Source organism: uncultured Dokdonia sp. (genome assembly GCF_937910895.1).
In the GTDB taxonomy this organism is placed as follows: Bacteria; Bacteroidota; Bacteroidia; order Flavobacteriales; family Flavobacteriaceae; genus Dokdonia.
Genome location: NZ_CALEMI010000067.1, coordinates 26,788 through 43,652, shown reverse-complemented (window position 1 = coordinate 43,652; position 16,865 = coordinate 26,788). Strand labels below are relative to the sequence as shown.

General features: G+C 36.5%; 16 protein-coding genes. 4 read left to right on the top strand and 12 right to left on the bottom strand.

What is annotated here, in order from left to right; genetic code table 11:
- Positions 1-70: 70 nt before the first annotated feature.
- The 7 genes from Q0505_RS08505 to Q0505_RS21420 form a co-directional block, all read right to left on the bottom strand.
- Complete coding sequence (locus Q0505_RS08505; RefSeq protein WP_299211413.1) at positions 71-823, bottom strand: T9SS type A sorting domain-containing protein; 753 nt, start codon at positions 821-823, stop codon at positions 71-73.
- 194 nt (positions 824-1,017) lie between these two features.
- Positions 1,018-3,252, bottom strand: coding sequence for a hypothetical protein (locus tag Q0505_RS08500; RefSeq protein WP_299211406.1), 2,235 nt, complete (start codon positions 3,250-3,252; stop codon positions 1,018-1,020).
- A gap of 42 nt (positions 3,253-3,294) precedes the next feature.
- A complete protein-coding gene (locus Q0505_RS08495) occupies positions 3,295-3,837 on the bottom strand; it encodes a hypothetical protein (protein WP_299211403.1) in 543 nt (180 codons plus the stop codon).
- 24 nt (positions 3,838-3,861) lie between these two features.
- On the bottom strand, positions 3,862-4,404 hold the full coding sequence (locus Q0505_RS08490; RefSeq protein ID WP_299211400.1) for a hypothetical protein: 543 nt from the start codon (positions 4,402-4,404) through the stop codon (positions 3,862-3,864).
- A 10-nt stretch (positions 4,405-4,414) separates the two neighbouring features.
- Positions 4,415-4,966 (bottom strand): hypothetical protein, encoded by a 552-nt coding sequence (locus tag Q0505_RS08485; RefSeq protein WP_299211397.1) that lies wholly within the window; start codon positions 4,964-4,966, stop codon positions 4,415-4,417.
- Positions 4,967-5,216: 250 nt separating this feature from the next.
- Entirely contained in the window at positions 5,217-5,963 is a 747-nt protein-coding gene (locus Q0505_RS08480) for a uroporphyrinogen-III synthase (RefSeq protein ID WP_299211392.1), read from the bottom strand.
- A 29-nt stretch (positions 5,964-5,992) separates the two neighbouring features.
- Positions 5,993-6,643 (bottom strand): DUF4271 domain-containing protein, encoded by a 651-nt coding sequence (locus tag Q0505_RS21420; protein WP_366519384.1) that lies wholly within the window; start codon positions 6,641-6,643, stop codon positions 5,993-5,995.
- 113 nt (positions 6,644-6,756) lie between these two features.
- Here Q0505_RS21420 and Q0505_RS08475 point away from each other — a divergent pair, with 113 nt between their 5' ends.
- From Q0505_RS08475 to Q0505_RS08465, 3 genes are read left to right on the top strand one after another with little or no spacing between them, the layout of a single operon-like run.
- On the top strand, positions 6,757-7,485 hold the full coding sequence (locus tag Q0505_RS08475; protein ID WP_299211389.1) for a polyprenol monophosphomannose synthase: 729 nt from the start codon (positions 6,757-6,759) through the stop codon (positions 7,483-7,485).
- Position 7,486: 1 nt separating this feature from the next.
- Complete coding sequence (locus Q0505_RS08470) at positions 7,487-8,827, top strand: dihydroorotase (RefSeq protein ID WP_299211386.1); 1,341 nt, start codon at positions 7,487-7,489, stop codon at positions 8,825-8,827.
- Entirely contained in the window at positions 8,827-9,339 is a 513-nt protein-coding gene (locus Q0505_RS08465) for a DUF4296 domain-containing protein (RefSeq protein ID WP_299211383.1), read from the top strand. Before Q0505_RS08470 ends, Q0505_RS08465 begins: the two co-directional genes overlap by 1 nt.
- Here Q0505_RS08465 and Q0505_RS08460 read toward each other — a convergent pair.
- Positions 9,323-10,324 (bottom strand): NAD-dependent epimerase/dehydratase family protein, encoded by a 1,002-nt coding sequence (locus Q0505_RS08460; RefSeq protein WP_299211380.1) that lies wholly within the window; start codon positions 10,322-10,324, stop codon positions 9,323-9,325. The two genes, Q0505_RS08465 and Q0505_RS08460, sit on opposite strands and share 17 nt — an antisense overlap.
- A 239-nt stretch (positions 10,325-10,563) precedes the next feature.
- On the opposite strand from Q0505_RS08460, the gene tyrS reads away from it, so the two are divergent.
- A complete protein-coding gene (gene tyrS / locus Q0505_RS08455; RefSeq protein WP_299211377.1) occupies positions 10,564-11,859 on the top strand; it encodes a tyrosine--tRNA ligase in 1,296 nt (431 codons plus the stop codon).
- 98 nt (positions 11,860-11,957) lie between these two features.
- Here the strand turns inward: tyrS and Q0505_RS08450 are convergent, their stop codons facing one another.
- From Q0505_RS08450 to Q0505_RS08435, 4 genes are all read right to left on the bottom strand, one after another.
- Complete coding sequence (locus tag Q0505_RS08450; protein ID WP_299211374.1) at positions 11,958-12,410, bottom strand: YHS domain-containing (seleno)protein; 453 nt, start codon at positions 12,408-12,410, stop codon at positions 11,958-11,960.
- A 222-nt stretch (positions 12,411-12,632) separates the two neighbouring features.
- Positions 12,633-13,082, bottom strand: coding sequence for a YHS domain-containing (seleno)protein (locus Q0505_RS08445; RefSeq protein WP_299211371.1), 450 nt, complete (start codon positions 13,080-13,082; stop codon positions 12,633-12,635).
- An 80-nt stretch (positions 13,083-13,162) separates the two neighbouring features.
- Entirely contained in the window at positions 13,163-14,140 is a 978-nt protein-coding gene (locus Q0505_RS08440) for an acyl transferase (protein WP_299211366.1), read from the bottom strand.
- A 111-nt stretch (positions 14,141-14,251) separates the two neighbouring features.
- Complete coding sequence (locus Q0505_RS08435; RefSeq protein ID WP_299211363.1) at positions 14,252-16,810, bottom strand: DUF5689 domain-containing protein; 2,559 nt, start codon at positions 16,808-16,810, stop codon at positions 14,252-14,254.
- Between the last annotated feature and the right edge of the window lie 55 nt (positions 16,811-16,865).

Sequence of the window (16,865 nt, the reverse complement as noted above, 5' to 3'; positions counted from 1 at the left end):
TCGCGAAAATGTAAAAAGCCCAACACCACTAAGAATATTGAGCTTTTAGAAATATCAAGAAATTAAAATACTAGTTGATAATGAGTTTTTTTATTTCTGTACCTTTATCTGTAACAACTTCTATAAAGTATATTCCAGTTCTCAATACTGATACATCAAGTTCTCCATATGTCTTCCCATCTCCAAAGTCTGAGACTTGTTGCTGTAACATTGTATTGTCAAATACCGTGATTTTCTGAATTTCAGTGGCTTTGTCTGTTCTAAATGTATCATTAAGGGTAATATTTACAATATTGGAAGCTGGATTAGGATAAGCGAGTATCTGTACGTCTTCGGCTATACGTTCTATACCGCCGTCGCCTCCTCGCTCTACAGTTACTGAAATACTTAAATAAGGGCTTGTGCCACAATCATTTACACCACGAACCCTTACATCACCTTCTATTTCCCCTTGACCAGTAAATACCAATGCAATATCAGTATTCCAAGGGCTTCTTAATTGCCAGTTGTTACTGTTTTGGTCAAATGTTGTCACATTTTGGTGAAAACCTGGCAAATCCCACTCATAAGCAGAAGATCCTTCCGAAGGACCCGCATCATAAGAGGTTGTAGCTCCTATCTCAACAATTTCTGGACCATCCAGTGTTTCTGGTGTTTCAGGTCTCCCTATCCTAATATCTTTTGTTAATGTGGTAAATCCTCCACAGTCTGGGATATTTATAGTCGCTGTTAATATGATAGTAGCTAGTTGGTTAGGCACTGCTTGTATAGTTACATCTGTGCTAGTGCTACTGGTAATAGTCGCTGCACTTGTGTTACTCAAGGACCAAATTGTCGTTACACCAATGGGGCTTATGTCTATAAAGTATAATCCTGATGAGCATAAAGCATCCTCTCCTTGTATACTTTGATCATTACATAAAATACGACAATCAAACACTGAACCGTTGGGCGAGGCATTAAGTTCTTCGGCAAGCCAGTCACCATTACGTCGTTGAAATGATAAATGCTCATTATTTATTTCGCTCCAAAAGTATTATAATCTACGATAAAATTATCAAATTCAGAGTTGAGACCTGAATAGTCGATGTTTCCTCCGCCATACTTTCGTTCATGATCATCTATCAAGGGTAAGTCGCCATTATTCCTTTTTACATCTAGGGAGCTGGCGGTTGGTATAAAGCCATAGTTGTTATTTACAATATCTACAGAAAGCGGTAAGGGCACATCGTCTAAAATACCGCTAATACCTCCTGGTAGTTGACCTCCTGTAAAAGAACCGTAAGGGAAGAACCCTGATGGCGCATCTTTATCTCGTCCTGTAAGAGTATGCGTTACAGGAAATAACCATAAGACTTTTTTAGTGTATTGAACTCTACCGCGATACACTTCTTTGTTAAAATCAAAGACATCTGGAGTGCTGTAAATATCGAAATCAAATTTCCATTCGCTTGATCCTGGTATTAAGCCAAGACCTATGAGACCAGGATCAAATAGTAGAACACCTCCAGCGGGTACCGCTACAAGAGATAGTAAATCTCCCCAAAAATCTGGATTATCAAGATCTAAGATATCTATAAATTCATCTCCCGCTACAAATCCGTGATCTGTGGCACACTCATTACCATTACTTATGGCAATATTGCGTGAATTTTGTGGGTAACCTACTATATCTAAGCTATTCTGCCATTGGTCATGTATAAGGGTTATTGCTTGCTCCCCTGGGGTAACCCAATGATAGTTGAGTTGCACGGCGGCTGGTGTATCTTGTATTGTTAAAACATGGGTGGGGGATATATAGGGGTCGATAAAGCCAGCATTGATATCCATAGCTGTTGTACTTTCCCAAAAATCTATAATATCTGCCGCGAGAGATAAGGTAATATCGAGTCCTTGAAGAATAGGTATGCTCGTAAAAGCATTGAGTGCGTGTCTCGTAAAGTGCTGTATGCCTATAGGAGTATTAGAACCTTGCATAGGCGCGTCATGACTTATAAAAAGGCGTACGTCGTGATCTATAGTATCATTTTCCATAGTCGCTAGGGTATAACGCCCTATCACACCACCCATACTTTGCCCAAGTAGTACATTAGGCTCATTCCCTACTTTTTCAGAATTTATATAATTGATCACATTTCTCAAAGTGATGCTATTGTCTTGTATGGCAGCTGTGCCATTTTTCCAATCTACATAGACGATATCGTATTGGCGTGACTGACTTTCTAGATCAATTAGGTTTCGAAGATTGCTTCCCGCATTCAATAGACTAAGGTTAAAGCCATCCAAATCATTTATACCACTTAATGACTCAGGAGCTAGCACATTGCCAGGATCAAAGCCTTCGGCAACGATTAAGGGCTTCATAAGGGTTGTGCCATTTCCTGGTGCATAATCTATACTTAGGATGGCGCCTCCATTATAGCCAGGACCAGCAATTTCAACCGTATTGTCAATGGTACGAGAAGATGAGCCCCCTTCTGCCTGTGCTTCAATTCTAATCTTAGATTGTGTGTGTAGTGTTTCTCTGCCTGTTTTCAATATTCGAAACGTCCAAGTATAAATCCCATTTCTTCTATAATTTACCGATATTGGATTGTCAAAATCAATGGTGCGATATCCTAAGCCGTCTTCAAAATCTATTTGAATAGATAATATGTTGCCTTGCGCATTAGATAAGAAAAGGTTACTAGGAATCACTACCTGAAAGTTTTGCTGATCCATCGTACTTACAGGAGGGGCAAACGCAATGGTTTGGGAAGTTTTATATGGATTTTGCCAGACCCCATTGATGTACTTGTCAGAATAGCGACGCGATAGTGGGTTGACGTTGATCTCATTGTCATTAAGGGCTGTTTCTTTCATTTGAGAATATTGATAATACAAACCACCAATGGTCAGTGTTTTTATATTTCCGAGGTTTTGTGCTCTGCGCTCATCTAGCCAGGCTCTTGCATAGTTTTTTAATTGTGGGAAGTCTGTCGTATCTGTTGTTACCTGTCCCATATATAAAGTCTTATAGATATTGCTTAGTACCCCTACATCTATATAGGTGCTATCGGTAAGATTACCTTTATACGAAGGTATATCTGTAAATTCCATCGCATAATCTAGAAGGATACCATGAGGGATGCGGTTTTTTTCAATGTTTTGAAAGACATTATTAATTTCTGTTGCCCATTGCGTATCTACTTCGGTTTGAGCATAGGTGGTTAAGGTCGCTAGAAATAGCAACAAGAGTACTGATCTTTTCATAAAAATTATTTTAAAATATTTATATATAGTAATGAGGAATCTTTATTGGGTAAATAGCGTATCAAAGCGTCCCTCAGTGATTGTAACTACTTCACCCGTAAAAGGATCGATCATATTCATTTCAAAAGTGCCAGAAACAATACCGTTTTCAAAATCTAGCTTTGTAATCGTTAGGGTTCCCGTGTTCTCTTGTTCATCAGTAAAGGCTGATTGGAAATTGTTCTCAGAGGGAGAAAAGAATACACGGGCATAAGCATTACCAGACTCATTTAGCTTTAAGTTTAACGTCTCTCCTTCTTCTATGGTTCTTTGATTTGTACCCATTGCAATAGCACTAGGATTTTTATCTTCAAATTCACCAGTAATTCCAAAGAAAAACTCCCCATCTACCTGTTGGTAAAAGGTGTTGAAGAACGTTCCTGTCTCGACAAAGGCTTGACCATTTATTAGGCACCCAAAAGTGCCGAGACCTTCTTGGGTGGCTTCTGGGAGTTGTTCTATAGGAGGTGTATTGTCATCATCGTTTTTGCAGGATGAGACTGTAATCGTTAGTAGTGTGAAAAGCAGTAACGTATAGGTTTTCATATTTTTTTACTGTGATAGTCTTTCTTATTGAGTAAATAGTGTGTCAAAGCGACCCTCAGTGATTGTGACTTCTTCGCCTGTAAAAGGATCGATTATATTCATTTTAAATGTGCCAGAAACAATACCGTTTTCAAAATCTAGTTTCGTAATAGTAAGAGTTCCTGTATTTTGCTCACCATCAGAAAAAGCTGATTGAAAATTGCCTTCTGAAGGAATGTAAACAACTCTTGAATATGCATTACCAGGTTCATCAATATTGAATATTAACACATCACCTTCTTGAATTTCTTTCATATTTGTACCCATTGCAATAGCCCTAGGGTTTTCATCATCAAATTCTGCGGTAATTCCAAAGAAAAACTCTCCACCTACCTGTTGGTAAAAGGTGTTGAAGAACGTTCCTGTCTCGACAAAGGCTTGACCATTTATTAAGCACCCAAAAGTGCCGAGACCTTCTTGGGTGGCTTCTGGGAGTTGGTCTATGGGTGGTGTGTTGTCATCATCGTTTTTGCAGGATGTAAAGGATAGGGTGCAACAAGTGAGTAAAAGAAATAGGTATTTTTTCATAAGTATAAGTTTATTCTTCATATATCTGATCAAAGCGTCCTTCCGTAATTTCTACTAGGGTATTTCCATTCATTACATTAAAGAAAAATGTCCCAGACACAATGTTTGTGGTAGGGTCAAGTTTTGTGATGGTAAGAGCGCCGGACATATTAGCGGTTGTAATCGGATCTTCACTGTCATTAAAGGTCACTTCTCCAAAATAGTTTCCATTAGAGCCTACTCCGATCTCATAGGTCATATTTTCTTCAATAGGTGCTTCTACAGAGCCTATGCGTATCTGACGTACCACGCTATTGAGATTGAGCGCCCCTGTTAGAAAGAAGAATTCTCCATTTACATTGGTGTAAATAGTCAGGAATGGGTCAGTGTCTTCACTAAACACCTCGCCATCCACGAGGGCGCCAAAAGTTCCTGCTCCTGTTTGGGTAGCTTCTGGTAGTACTAGCATCTCCATTTCTTCTTCATCAGGAATCATCATTTCTGGACTGTTATCCTCGTTTTTGCAAGAGAAAATAAACGTGATGATAAATAGGAAGTGTACAAGAGGTAATATTCTTTTCATAAAAGGTAATATATAGCAATTTATTCTTAAAATTAATTTTAGATTTTTTGAAAGATAATTATTAATTTGTTTAATAGTCAGCTTATTATGAAATTTTTTTATCTAAAACAGAAAAAACAGAAAAAACAGAAAAAACAGAAAAAACGGAATGAAATTAACAAAAGTTAAATTATTATACTGCTTTCGCGAAAGCGTATAAAAAAACCCACAAAACAGATCATCTTGTGGGTTTGTGATGTATAAAGAAAATCTACTTTTTGTTGATTTCTTTGATATATTTTTCTAGTGCCATGGTCATAGACGGGGTCTGAGGTGTAGGCGCCTGAATGTTAATTTTAAGACCTGCTTCTTCAGCAGCTTTGACAGTTGTGTTGCCAAATACAGCAATGCGCGTATCGTTTTGCTTAAAGTTGGGGAAGTTATGAAGCAGGGATTCTATACCGCTAGGGCTAAAGAATACAAGAATATCATAAAATACGTTTTCTAAGTCTGAAAGGTCACTTATTACCGTCTTGTAGAAGGTAGATTGTTTCCAAGAGATCCCTAATTCATCCAATGTTGTCGGTATTTCAGGCTTTAATTTGTCAGACGAAGGCAATAAAAACTTTTCATTTTTATGCTTCTTGATCAGCGGAGCCATCTCTACAAATGTACGCTTACCGACGTAAATTTTACGTTTACGGTACACTACATATTTTTGTAGATAGAAAGCCACAGCTTCACTTTGACAAAAATACTTCATCGTGTCTGGCACTTTAAAGCGCATTTCTTCTGCAATTCTAAAGAAGTGATCTACAGCATTACGACTTGTTAAGATGATAGCTGTGTAGTCTTTTAAGTCTACTTTTTGTAACCGAACCTCTTTACTTGAAACTCCTTCCACATGGATAAATGGGATGAAATCTATCTTTACGCGTTGTCTTTGTTCTAACTCAAAGTACGGCGAGTTTTCAACCTTTGGTTTAGGTTGCGAGACTAAAATAGTTTTCACTTTCATAGATACTCTTTTTCTAAAACCCTGCTTATTTATGTAGCTATATGATACAAGATATAATAGGGTGCTATTTCGAGAGTGCAAAAATACAAAATAAAATAAGACGGTAGCGAAAGAATTTGATCTTGATATTTACTTATGGTAATAGCTAAGGAAATGAAGTATAAACCAACAATGACCCATAGACTTATTTGTAAAAGTTGAACTGTGACAAAATTGCTATACACAATAAAAAAGCAAAGGATTAAAACAAGAATACTTAAAAAGTTTTTAAAGTTTACTTTCCTGTATAAGTATACTTGCATGAGTCCCTGAATATTCAATAAATAGCTTATGATTTTATCTATAAAGACTTTTAGTATCTCAAAAATAAGATAGCCTATACCTATTTTAATGTATAAATAAGGTAGTTGGGTGTAATCTTTTCCCAACGATATGGTGTACCATAAGAAGAGAAATAAAGAGAGTATAGAGATTTGATGTATAGATAAAAGGATGTTGAAAGGGTGTAACTCTCTTTTTTCTTTGGATCTCGTTGTATATTTATCTGATCCAAAAAAAAGGAATAGCCCCTGAAATCGTTGTGTGTAAAAAAATTTACTTAGCGCAACAATCAAAAATGACAACACTAGGAGTAACGTAATCCAGTCTTTATGAATGATTGTTTTTAAGGTGGTTTCCAAATTGCTGTGATTTATGAAGCGTTAAAAATACCATAAATTAAGCGTAAAAGCCATCAACTTGATATTTTCTACATCTATAAAATAAGTACATTTGCTGAAAGCAATAATAGTTTATGGCAAATGCTTTAGTAGTGATACCTACCTATAATGAAATTGAAAACATAGAACGCCTTGTGCGCAATATTTTTGCATTACAAAGAGCTTTCGATATTCTTGTCGTAGACGATGGATCACCAGATGGTACTGCTACCTTGGTAAAAGAACTACAAATAGATTATAAAGACCGTTTATTTATCATAGAAAGAGAAAAGAAGCTTGGACTAGGAACCGCCTATATTGCAGGCTTTACATGGGCACTAGACAAAGGGTATGATTATATTTTTGAAATGGATGCCGATTTTTCACATAATCCTAACGATCTCATACGTCTTTATAATGCTTGTGCAAAAGATCAGGCAGATGTAGCTATAGGATCGCGCTATGTTACAGGAGTGAATGTTGTTAATTGGCCTATGGGAAGAGTTTTACTTTCTTGGGGAGCTTCAAAATATGTGCGTTTAATTACGGGTATGAATATACACGATACTACAGCAGGCTTTATATGTTACAAAAGAAAAGTGTTGGAGGCAATCAACCTAGATAAAATTCGTTTTGTAGGATATGCTTTTCAAATAGAAATGAAGTATAAAGCATACATTAAAAAATTTGCTATTGTAGAAATACCCGTTATTTTTACAGACCGTACTAAGGGGCAAAGTAAAATGAGCAAGGGGATTATTTCAGAAGCTGTTTTTGGCGTCATACGATTACGATTAAACCATCTTTTTAAGGGGAAAAACTAATATGGAAAAAATATTAATAAAAGATGTACATATAGTAAATGAGGGTGCTATTGTACATGGAGATGTTCTTATTCATCAAGGAATTATTCAAGAGATTGGAGAAAGTATAAGTGCAAAATCTTCAGATGTTCACGTTTTTGATGCTGAAGGAAAATATCTGTTACCTGGGGTTATAGATGATCAGGTACATTTTAGAGAACCTGGTCTTACACATAAGGCAGATATCAAGAGCGAATCCAGAGCAGCAGTGGCTGGTGGAATTACTTCTTTTATGGAAATGCCTAATACAAACCCGCAGACCACAACCATTGAGAAGTTAGAAGAAAAATTTGCGATTGCTAAGGAGAACTCGCACGCAAACTATTCTTTTATGTTTGGAGGGACAAATGATAATCTAGAGGAAATTCTTAAAGTCGATAAGAAAAATGTCGCTGGGCTTAAATTATTTTTAGGAAGCTCTACAGGAGATATGCTTGTAGATGATGAGCAAGTATTAGAAAAAATATTCTCCTCTACAGATTTATTAATTTCTGTTCACTGTGAAGATGAAGATACCATCAAAAAAAATCTAGCGATCTATACAGAGCGGTATGGAGATGATATTCCAATACACTTACATCCTGTTATTCGTAGTGAAGATGCGTGTTATATTTCTTCTTCTAGAGCTATTGAGCTCGCAAAAAAGACAGGAGCTCGATTACATGTATTTCATATATCGACAGCAAAAGAAACAGAACTTTTTACTAATAAAATACCTTTAGAAGAAAAGAGAATAACCTCCGAAGTATGCATACATCACTTATGGTTTTCTAGTGAAGACTATGAAGATAAAGGTACGCTCATAAAGTGGAATCCAGCAGTAAAGACACCAGCCGATAGAGAAGGGTTACTAGAAGCACTATTAGATGATCGATTAGATGTGATCGCAACAGATCATGCTCCTCATACGTTAGAAGAAAAAAATCAGGTATATACAAAAGCCCCTAGTGGTGGTCCATTGGTCCAACATGCATTACCTGCAATGTTAGAGTTTTACCATCAAGGACGTATTTCTTTGGAGAAAATCGTTCAGAAAATGTGCCATAATCCAGCGATTTTATTTCAAGTAGAAAACCGAGGATTCATTAGAGAAGGCTATAAAGCAGATCTAGTTCTGGTAGATTTAAATGCTCCATGGACTGTGCAAAAAGAAAATATATTGTACAAATGTGGATGGTCTCCTTTTGAAGGAACTACTTTTAAGTCACGGATCACACATACATTTGTAAACGGTAGATTGGCGTATAAGAATTTTAAAGTATATGATGATACGTTTGGAGAGCGATTAACCTTTGATAGATAGTGAAGCAATTTGCATACATATTTTTTATCTTTCTTGTCATAAGCTGTCAAGACATACCGTCTGTAGAAAAACCTACAGATCTTATTGACAGAGCCAAAATGGAAGAGATCATTTATGAAATGGCTGTTGTAAATGGAGCGAGAGGATATGATATCCAAAAACTGAGTAAGTACGGTGTAGCGCCAGAAACATATATTTTTGAAAAGTATGCTATAGATAGTTTGCAGCTAGCAAAAAGCATCACCTATTATGCTTCAGATATAGAAGATTATAAAGACATGTATGTCACTATTCAGAAACGAGCTGAAGCTGAATTTAAAGGCTACGATTCATTAGCTAAAATAGAAAAAAAGGTAAAAGACTCTTTACGTACAGAAAAAGCAAAGCAGTTACAACGAGAGAGGGATAGTATTAAAAAACTAGATAGTCTCAAAGGCAAAGTAAGTGATAAAATAGAAAAAACACGTTCGCCTATTAGAGTTTCTAAAGAAATTTTTATAGATTCTTTGTAGCTTCCAGATGTAGCTTTATTCTTTTTAAGGTTTCATCTATAGGTGTAGGAACATAATATAATTGTTGTTTTGCCTTTTCAGAACTAAATCTTTTAACTTCCTGCATCGCTTTAGCACTAGCACGAGTCATGTTTCTCTTACGAGTAAACAATCCCAAAAATCCATCTGCTACAGCAAGTAGCGTAAGAAATCCGCTTGGGAGTGATTTTTTGGGAGGCTTTTTAGAAAATTGCGTTGCCATACGTTGCAAGATGTCTTTATAAGATGTGTTTTCTCCCACCAGAATATAACGCTCATTTGTTAAGTTACTAGAAAGTCCTTGTATCATAAGGGTAACAACATCTTTCACGTCTATAAATCCATTACTTCCTTTTGGGTAGAATGCTTTTTCTTTCAATACGTGATTGCATAATTCACCACTTCCTTTCGTATAATCTCCTTCTCCTAGAATAATTACTGGATTAAAAATGATAGCGTCCAATCCTTCTTGTGTACCCCGCCAGACTTCCATTTCGGCACCATATTTTGAAATGGCATAGACCGAATTTGATTCATTGGGATCCCAGATGTTTTCTTCGGTAATAGGGTTGTTGGGTAGTTTGCTTAACGCAGCAACAGAGCTTACATAACATAGTTTTTGCACTTGATATGACAGACATAGATTGACTACGTTTGCGGTGCCTTCGACATTTGTTTTTAATAATTTTTGAAAGTCATAAGGATCAAATGAGATCAGTGCGGCACAGTGATATACGTGTATGATGTCCTTAAAAGCAAGCTCTAGTAAAGGAACGTCTATGATATCGGCTTGTATCCAATCTATTTTTTTAAACTGGTTTTCCGCTTTCGCGAAAGCAAAAAAAGCCTCCACCTCTTTTATTTTTTCAGTAGTTCTGAATGTCGATCGCACGGGCGTATGATCCCGTGTAAGTTCAAGTAATAAATGCATTCCGACGAGACCTGTTCCTCCTGTGACTAAAATCATAAGTATAAATATAATCTACTCTAGGCAAGTACCCCAATAACGTCACTTTAATTTTTATTAGTGAAACTCAATTTTGAGAAGTCTGCAAGACGCACTCAAGATTACACATTGAACTAATCCCGCTGCATAGCGGGATCTTGATTAAATAACGCCTGATTTTAATCTATCTTTTTTATTGAGTTCAGAGTTTGTCATGAGACTTAATACCCTTTATCTTTGCACCCTCAAAAGAAAATCTAATGATTAAAAATTTTGTTCAAGAATTGCAATGGAGAGGGATGGTGCACGATGCAATGCCTAATACAGAAGAACACCTTATGGAGGCGATGCGTAGCGCCTATGTGGGGTTTGACCCTACAGCAGATTCTTTACATATCGGAAATCTAGTACCTATTATGCTATTAGCGCATTTTCAAAGAGCAGGTCATAAGCCTGTTGCTCTTGTAGGAGGTGCTACAGGGATGATAGGGGATCCTTCTGGGAAATCTTCAGAGCGTAATTTGCTAGACGAAAAAACACTTCGTCATAATCAAGAATGTGTGCGCAATCAATTGTCTCAATTCTTAGAGTTTACTTCTGGAGCAGCAAATGAAGCGGTGATGGTCAATAATTATGACTGGATGAAGGAGTTTTCTTTTCTGGATTTTATAAGAGATGTTGGAAAACATATTACAGTAAATTATATGATGGCAAAAGATTCTGTAAAGAATCGTTTGTCTGGCGAGTCGGCAGATGGAATGTCTTTTACTGAGTTTACCTATCAATTAGTTCAAGGATATGATTTCTTGCATTTGTATCAGAACTATGATTGCTCGCTCCAAATGGGAGGAAGCGATCAGTGGGGAAATATTACCACTGGAACAGAATTAATACGCCGTATAGGTAGAGGAAAAGGATATGCACTTACGTGTCCTTTAATCACAAAATCTGATGGGAGTAAATTTGGAAAAAGTGAAGGTGGGAATGTATGGCTAGATGCTAAACGTACATCTCCGTATAAGTTTTACCAATACTGGTTAAATACAAGCGATGAAGATGCAGAGAAGTATATTAAGATTTTTACGTTTTTAAATCAGCAAGAGATAGAAGCACTTGTTGAGCTTCATAAAGAAGCGCCACATCAACGTGCGCTTCAGAGAAAATTGGCAGAAGAAGTGACGGTCACGGTACATGGAGAAGAAGCGTTAGAAAATGCGATAAAAGCATCCAATATTCTTTTTGGAAAATCTACTGGAGAAGACTTAAAAGCACTTGATGAAGCTACTTTTTTAGATGTTTTTGAAGGCGTGCCTCAAGCGGAGGTCGCTGCCTCAGAAATAGAAGGAGGTCTTGATATCATAGGAGCACTTGCGGAAAAAACAGGATTTTTAAAATCTAATGGAGAAGCAAGACGTGCACTTAAAGAAAATTCTATTTCTGTGAATAAAGAAAAAGTAACAGAAGATTTTAAAATTACTAAAGAACATTTGATCAGTGATACTTTCATATTACTTCAAAGAGGAAAGAAAAATTACTTTATCATTAAAGTGATTTAGTACATACAAAAGAGATCATAAAAGATTCTTATAAGCTATAAAGTGAACACCCCATTAGAAAAATTCTAATGGGGTGTTCTGGTATACAGGGGGTGAAATTAATTTTTGTATTTTACTTTTTCCCAGTTGGTGTCAGCTTTAAGTCGTAAGGCGGTAGGACCTTCTTTTTTCCAATTTTTTAAAGTGTTTTTACCCCAAGAGTTATAGAACATGTATAATTTTCCGTCTCGTATTTCGAATGTTTCTGGATCTGCGTCTACTTTTTTTCCATTTGTAGCAAGCGCATACGCACAATAACCACCATATTGAGGAACATATTTGGATGGGTTTGCCTTAAACTTGTCCAGATTTACTTGTGAAGCAAACTTGAATTTAGCGCCGTCGTATGTTGTTGTGTAGCTTTTACTTCCTTCTACAGCTTCATTGTTAAAATAAGCTGTAACATCATATCCTTCGGCAACATAGCCACTGTCTAGGTAATAGTCAATTTGTTGTGCTTGTGAAGAGAATCCAATAAGTAATCCTATAAGTATGATTATTGATTTTTTCATGAGTGTGTCTTTAATTTGTGATTTTTAATTTATAAACACTCAGTCGACAGCTATAAATAATCTTACAAAGAATTGTCAATTTTTCTTATTTATTTTTCATACAAATACTTTTACTTGGTATTTTCAAGTTTTGATTGTCAAATTTACATAAAACAAAAACCCTAGTGGCAAGATGCTCACTAGGGTTTTCTAACTAACTAACCAATCAATTATGAATATTCTTTATCTATTATATTTTACTTTATTCCAAGCCGTATCTGCTTGTCCTTTTAATTTTTCAGGACCTTCTTCTTGCCATTTTTCTAGTGTGTTGGTTCCCCAAGAATTATAGAAGAGATATAACTTACCATCTCTTATTTCAAAGGTTTCAGGATTTACACTTACTTTTTTTCCTTTATCAGCGATTGCGTATGCACAATAACCACCATATTGAGGGACAAATTTTTCAGGGTTTGCCTTGAACTTGTCAAGATTCTCCTGACTCACAAATTTGTATTTTACTTTGTCATGCTCTGTTGTAAATTTGGTAGTGCCTTCTATTGCTTTGTTATTAAAATACTCAGTAACATCATATCCCTCGGCAACATATCCTTTCTTAAGATTATAATCTATTTGTTGTCCGATCGCTTGAAAACTTACAAAGGCGATGACTAGAATTAAAAACTGTTTCATTTTATAAATTTTTACAAAGGTTAGGTCGTTAAAAATAGAGAACATTACATTTTTAACATAATTATAGGAATTGACTGCTTTTACAATACCATAAGATTACATCCTCTTATGTCCGAATTATCAAATCTACCCACAACAGAGAAGCTTCCATCTGGGTGTATTCTGCCAAGATCTTGTGTGGCAATAAAGGAACAAGAATGAATATTTGCTAAGTCTATGACGTTAAGCCCTCCAGTTTTTGAGTTGGAGAATATCGTTAAAGGATCTTCAGGATCTCTTATTAATATCTTCATCCAAGGAGGGGTTGTAAACACTCCTTTTCCATTGGAGTATGCCTGAGATAATAACTCTGTCATCCCGTACTCACTATGGATTTCAGAAACACCAAATCCTTTAGATAGCATTGCATGAAGTTCTTCTCGGATCATTTCTTTTCGTTTTCCTTTCATCCCTCCTGTTTCCATAATAATGGTGTGCTGAAGAGAGAAATGATCATTTTCTATAAGATCTAATAAGGCAAAGCTCACGCCTATGAGAAGTACTTTTTTGCCCGAGGTATCAAGATCTTTTAATTTTTCGCTTAAAGCGAAATAATCATCTAAATAAAATCCGCTATCCTCATGTTTGCTTGCCTTAATAAGATGGTCTACCATATATACCAAGGAAGAGCCTTCTCGTTCAAGATAAGACGGTAGCAAAGCCAAAACGACATACTCTTCTATGGCTCCATACGATTGTGTAAATCCTTTTTGGAAGCTGGTTTCGTAGAGAGAAAGGTCTTTTACATAATGTTTACTCGTGATACTACCAGTGGTTCCACTACTCGTAAATATTGCTTCTGTTTCTTTTTGTGAAGAAACGACTTCGTGAGATTTAAAAAAGGAAATAGGTAAAAAAGGAATTTCGGCTACCGTTTTAATATCACTTGGATTCTTATAAAGAAGGTCACAAAAAGAGCGATATACTGTATTATGTTCAAATTGATAACGAAATACGTCAAGAGCTTTTTGCTCAAATTCCTGAGAGTTTTTTATAGCAAAAATATCTTGGTATTCCATACGTCAAATTTAGGACAAAGGTATTCATCTCTGTTGAATTTAAAGTGATATAAAAAGCAAAAGCGTCCTTTCAAAAAGGACGCTTTTTATAAAATATAAATGATATGCGTATTATCTAACGATCAACTTGACAGTTGCTGTAGCGTTATTCTCTTTAATTGTCATTAGGTACATTCCTGTTTCTAGTGTTTGTACATTGATAGTATTCACTGTGTTTGTACGTAATACTAATTTTCCTGTGATATCAAATACAGTTACTTCTTTTTGAGTGTTTGAAGTGGTTGTAATGGTGACGATATCTTCTGCAGGATTAGGATATATAGATAATCCATCAATAGTGTTTTCTTGAACAGAAAGTGTAATATCAATATCGGCAGCACTTCTAGGAGTGATTTGATACGTATCATTAAACTGACCAATAAGCCCAGCAATATTTACTGTTGTAGTAGGTACTGCATCTGGATTTACTACATAATCAGCTTCATCAAAATTGGTGCGTAATGTAAAAGTACCATCTGCATTTGTGATTTCATAGTTAGTATCCATGAGCCAGTTCGTATCTCCACTTGTATTGGTTACAGTAACTGCAGCCACTGCTACATATTCAGACTCATAGTTTTCACTATTGGTGTTAAGCTCAGTTATGGTAACTACCTGTGGTGCTATTGGATTCGCCATAGAGCTTGGTGCTCCAGCATCTTGAGAAGGAACAAACTGCATAAGACCATTAAAAGAACCTAGGGTTCCTCGTATACCTGTGATACCGTCTCCGATAGCGTATGTAGTTGTAATGACTCCTGCAGGATCATCAATCACAATAGCTCCTGTTGCGTCTTCAATCCATTTTTGGTTACGTTGTGATTGTTGGAAAGTAAGTATTGCTTCAGTACTCAATACATATTCTTCACCTTCTGTTTCTGCTCTTAAAGCAGCTATTGTAGCAACTTCAGGAACTGGTTCACAAGCAGGCGTTGTAATATCTGTAGAAAGATTGCAATTAACACTGGTAATTTCTAGTGTTACAGTAGTAGCTTCTGATACTGCAATTATTGTGATAGTACCTTCGGCAACAGTGGTAGGATCATCTCCAGAGATCACACCTCCGCCTAACACTTCAAGAGTATATGTTTCATTACCACCACCAGTATAGGCTACAGTAATTGTCGTTCCATCTTGACTAGAAGTTTCAGTATCACATGTAGCTGTGATAGTACCTAATACCAGTGAGCAAGAAGAAGTGTTTTCTATATCATTCAAGTCACGAGCAGTGATGAAGTAATCTCCATTATTACGTTCTGTGATGATACCAGCAATAGTAGCTTGTGTAGGAACTGTTTCTCCAATATAATCTACAGCAAAAAAAGAAGTTCTAAATACATAATCTCCATCTGCATTTGAAAGTGGATATTCAGCACCAGTGACCCAAGTTGAGTTTGCAGAATTGTCTACAGCAACGTCTGCTATTTGTACATATTCAGATTCAAAATCATTTGGATTTGCATTAAGTGCTGTGATGGTTACCATTTGAGGAGTTACAGCATTGCCAGTTGAAGTTGCAGCACCAGGATCTTCTGAGGGAACAAATTGTAACATTCCTTGAAAAGAAGTTAATGTTCCTAAGATGCCTGTAATACCATCTCCTACCGTATACATGGTTGTGATAGTTCCTGAAGAGTCATCTATAAGAATAGCTCCAGTAGCATCTTCTATAAATTTTTGATTTCTAAAATCTTGTTGGAACGTCAGAATCGCTTCTCCTGTAAGAAGGTATTCTACTCCTTCGGCGCTTGCTCTTAACGTAGCGATATCTGCAACATCTGCAGTAGGGGCACAGTTTACAGCAAATAGATCTATAGAGACATCACAGGTAGCACCTGTTGCTGTCAGTGCAAAATCTACACCTTCATCTACAGATATAGAGATTGTTCCTGTAGCTTGTGTGCTAGGATTATCTCCACCAATAGTTCCCGTTGTGCCGTCCAATGCTAGGGTAATTGCTTCTCCAGCACCCCCAGTAAAGTCGACAAGGTAGGTAACACCGTCTACTCCAGTGGTAACATCATCACAAGTAGCATCGTTAAAACTAAAAACAAGTGCACAGGCAGAACATCCATTGGTTGCACGAGGTGTAGGTGTAGCGGTACAGAACGTACCATCATCACGGCGTTGTAATGATTCTATGTCTGCATCTACATTATCTTCATTGTATTGAATTGTTTGTCCTAATGCAGCTAGCAGATCTACATCATCAGCATCATTGGTTCCATAGACAATAGCATCAATAAGATTTGTTGTTGTAGCTGGGGTATCATTTGGAAAATCAGCGATATTTCCTGTGTAAATTCCAATACCGTCAGCTCCATTTTGGATGGTATTGTTGGCACCTATCATGATATCAGCACCGGCAACTTCATCACCTCCTACGATAAAAAATCCATTACCATCTGTAGAAAAACCTGTTAAATCTATTGCATTATAACTAGCATCATCAGATCCATTAAAAAGAACAAGAACAAGGCCATCAAGAGACTGATTTGGCGTCTCTGAGAAGAGTTCGACAAACTCCATAGTGTCTGTTCCAGTTTGATCTGCATCGACTTCATTGATCACCACCTGTCCAAAGGAAAGGTAACTCATGAATAATGCAATTAAAAGCGTAATTTTTTTCATAATTAATTAGTTTAGTAAATAAGGTGCAAAAATACAAAATGTAATAGACAGAGTT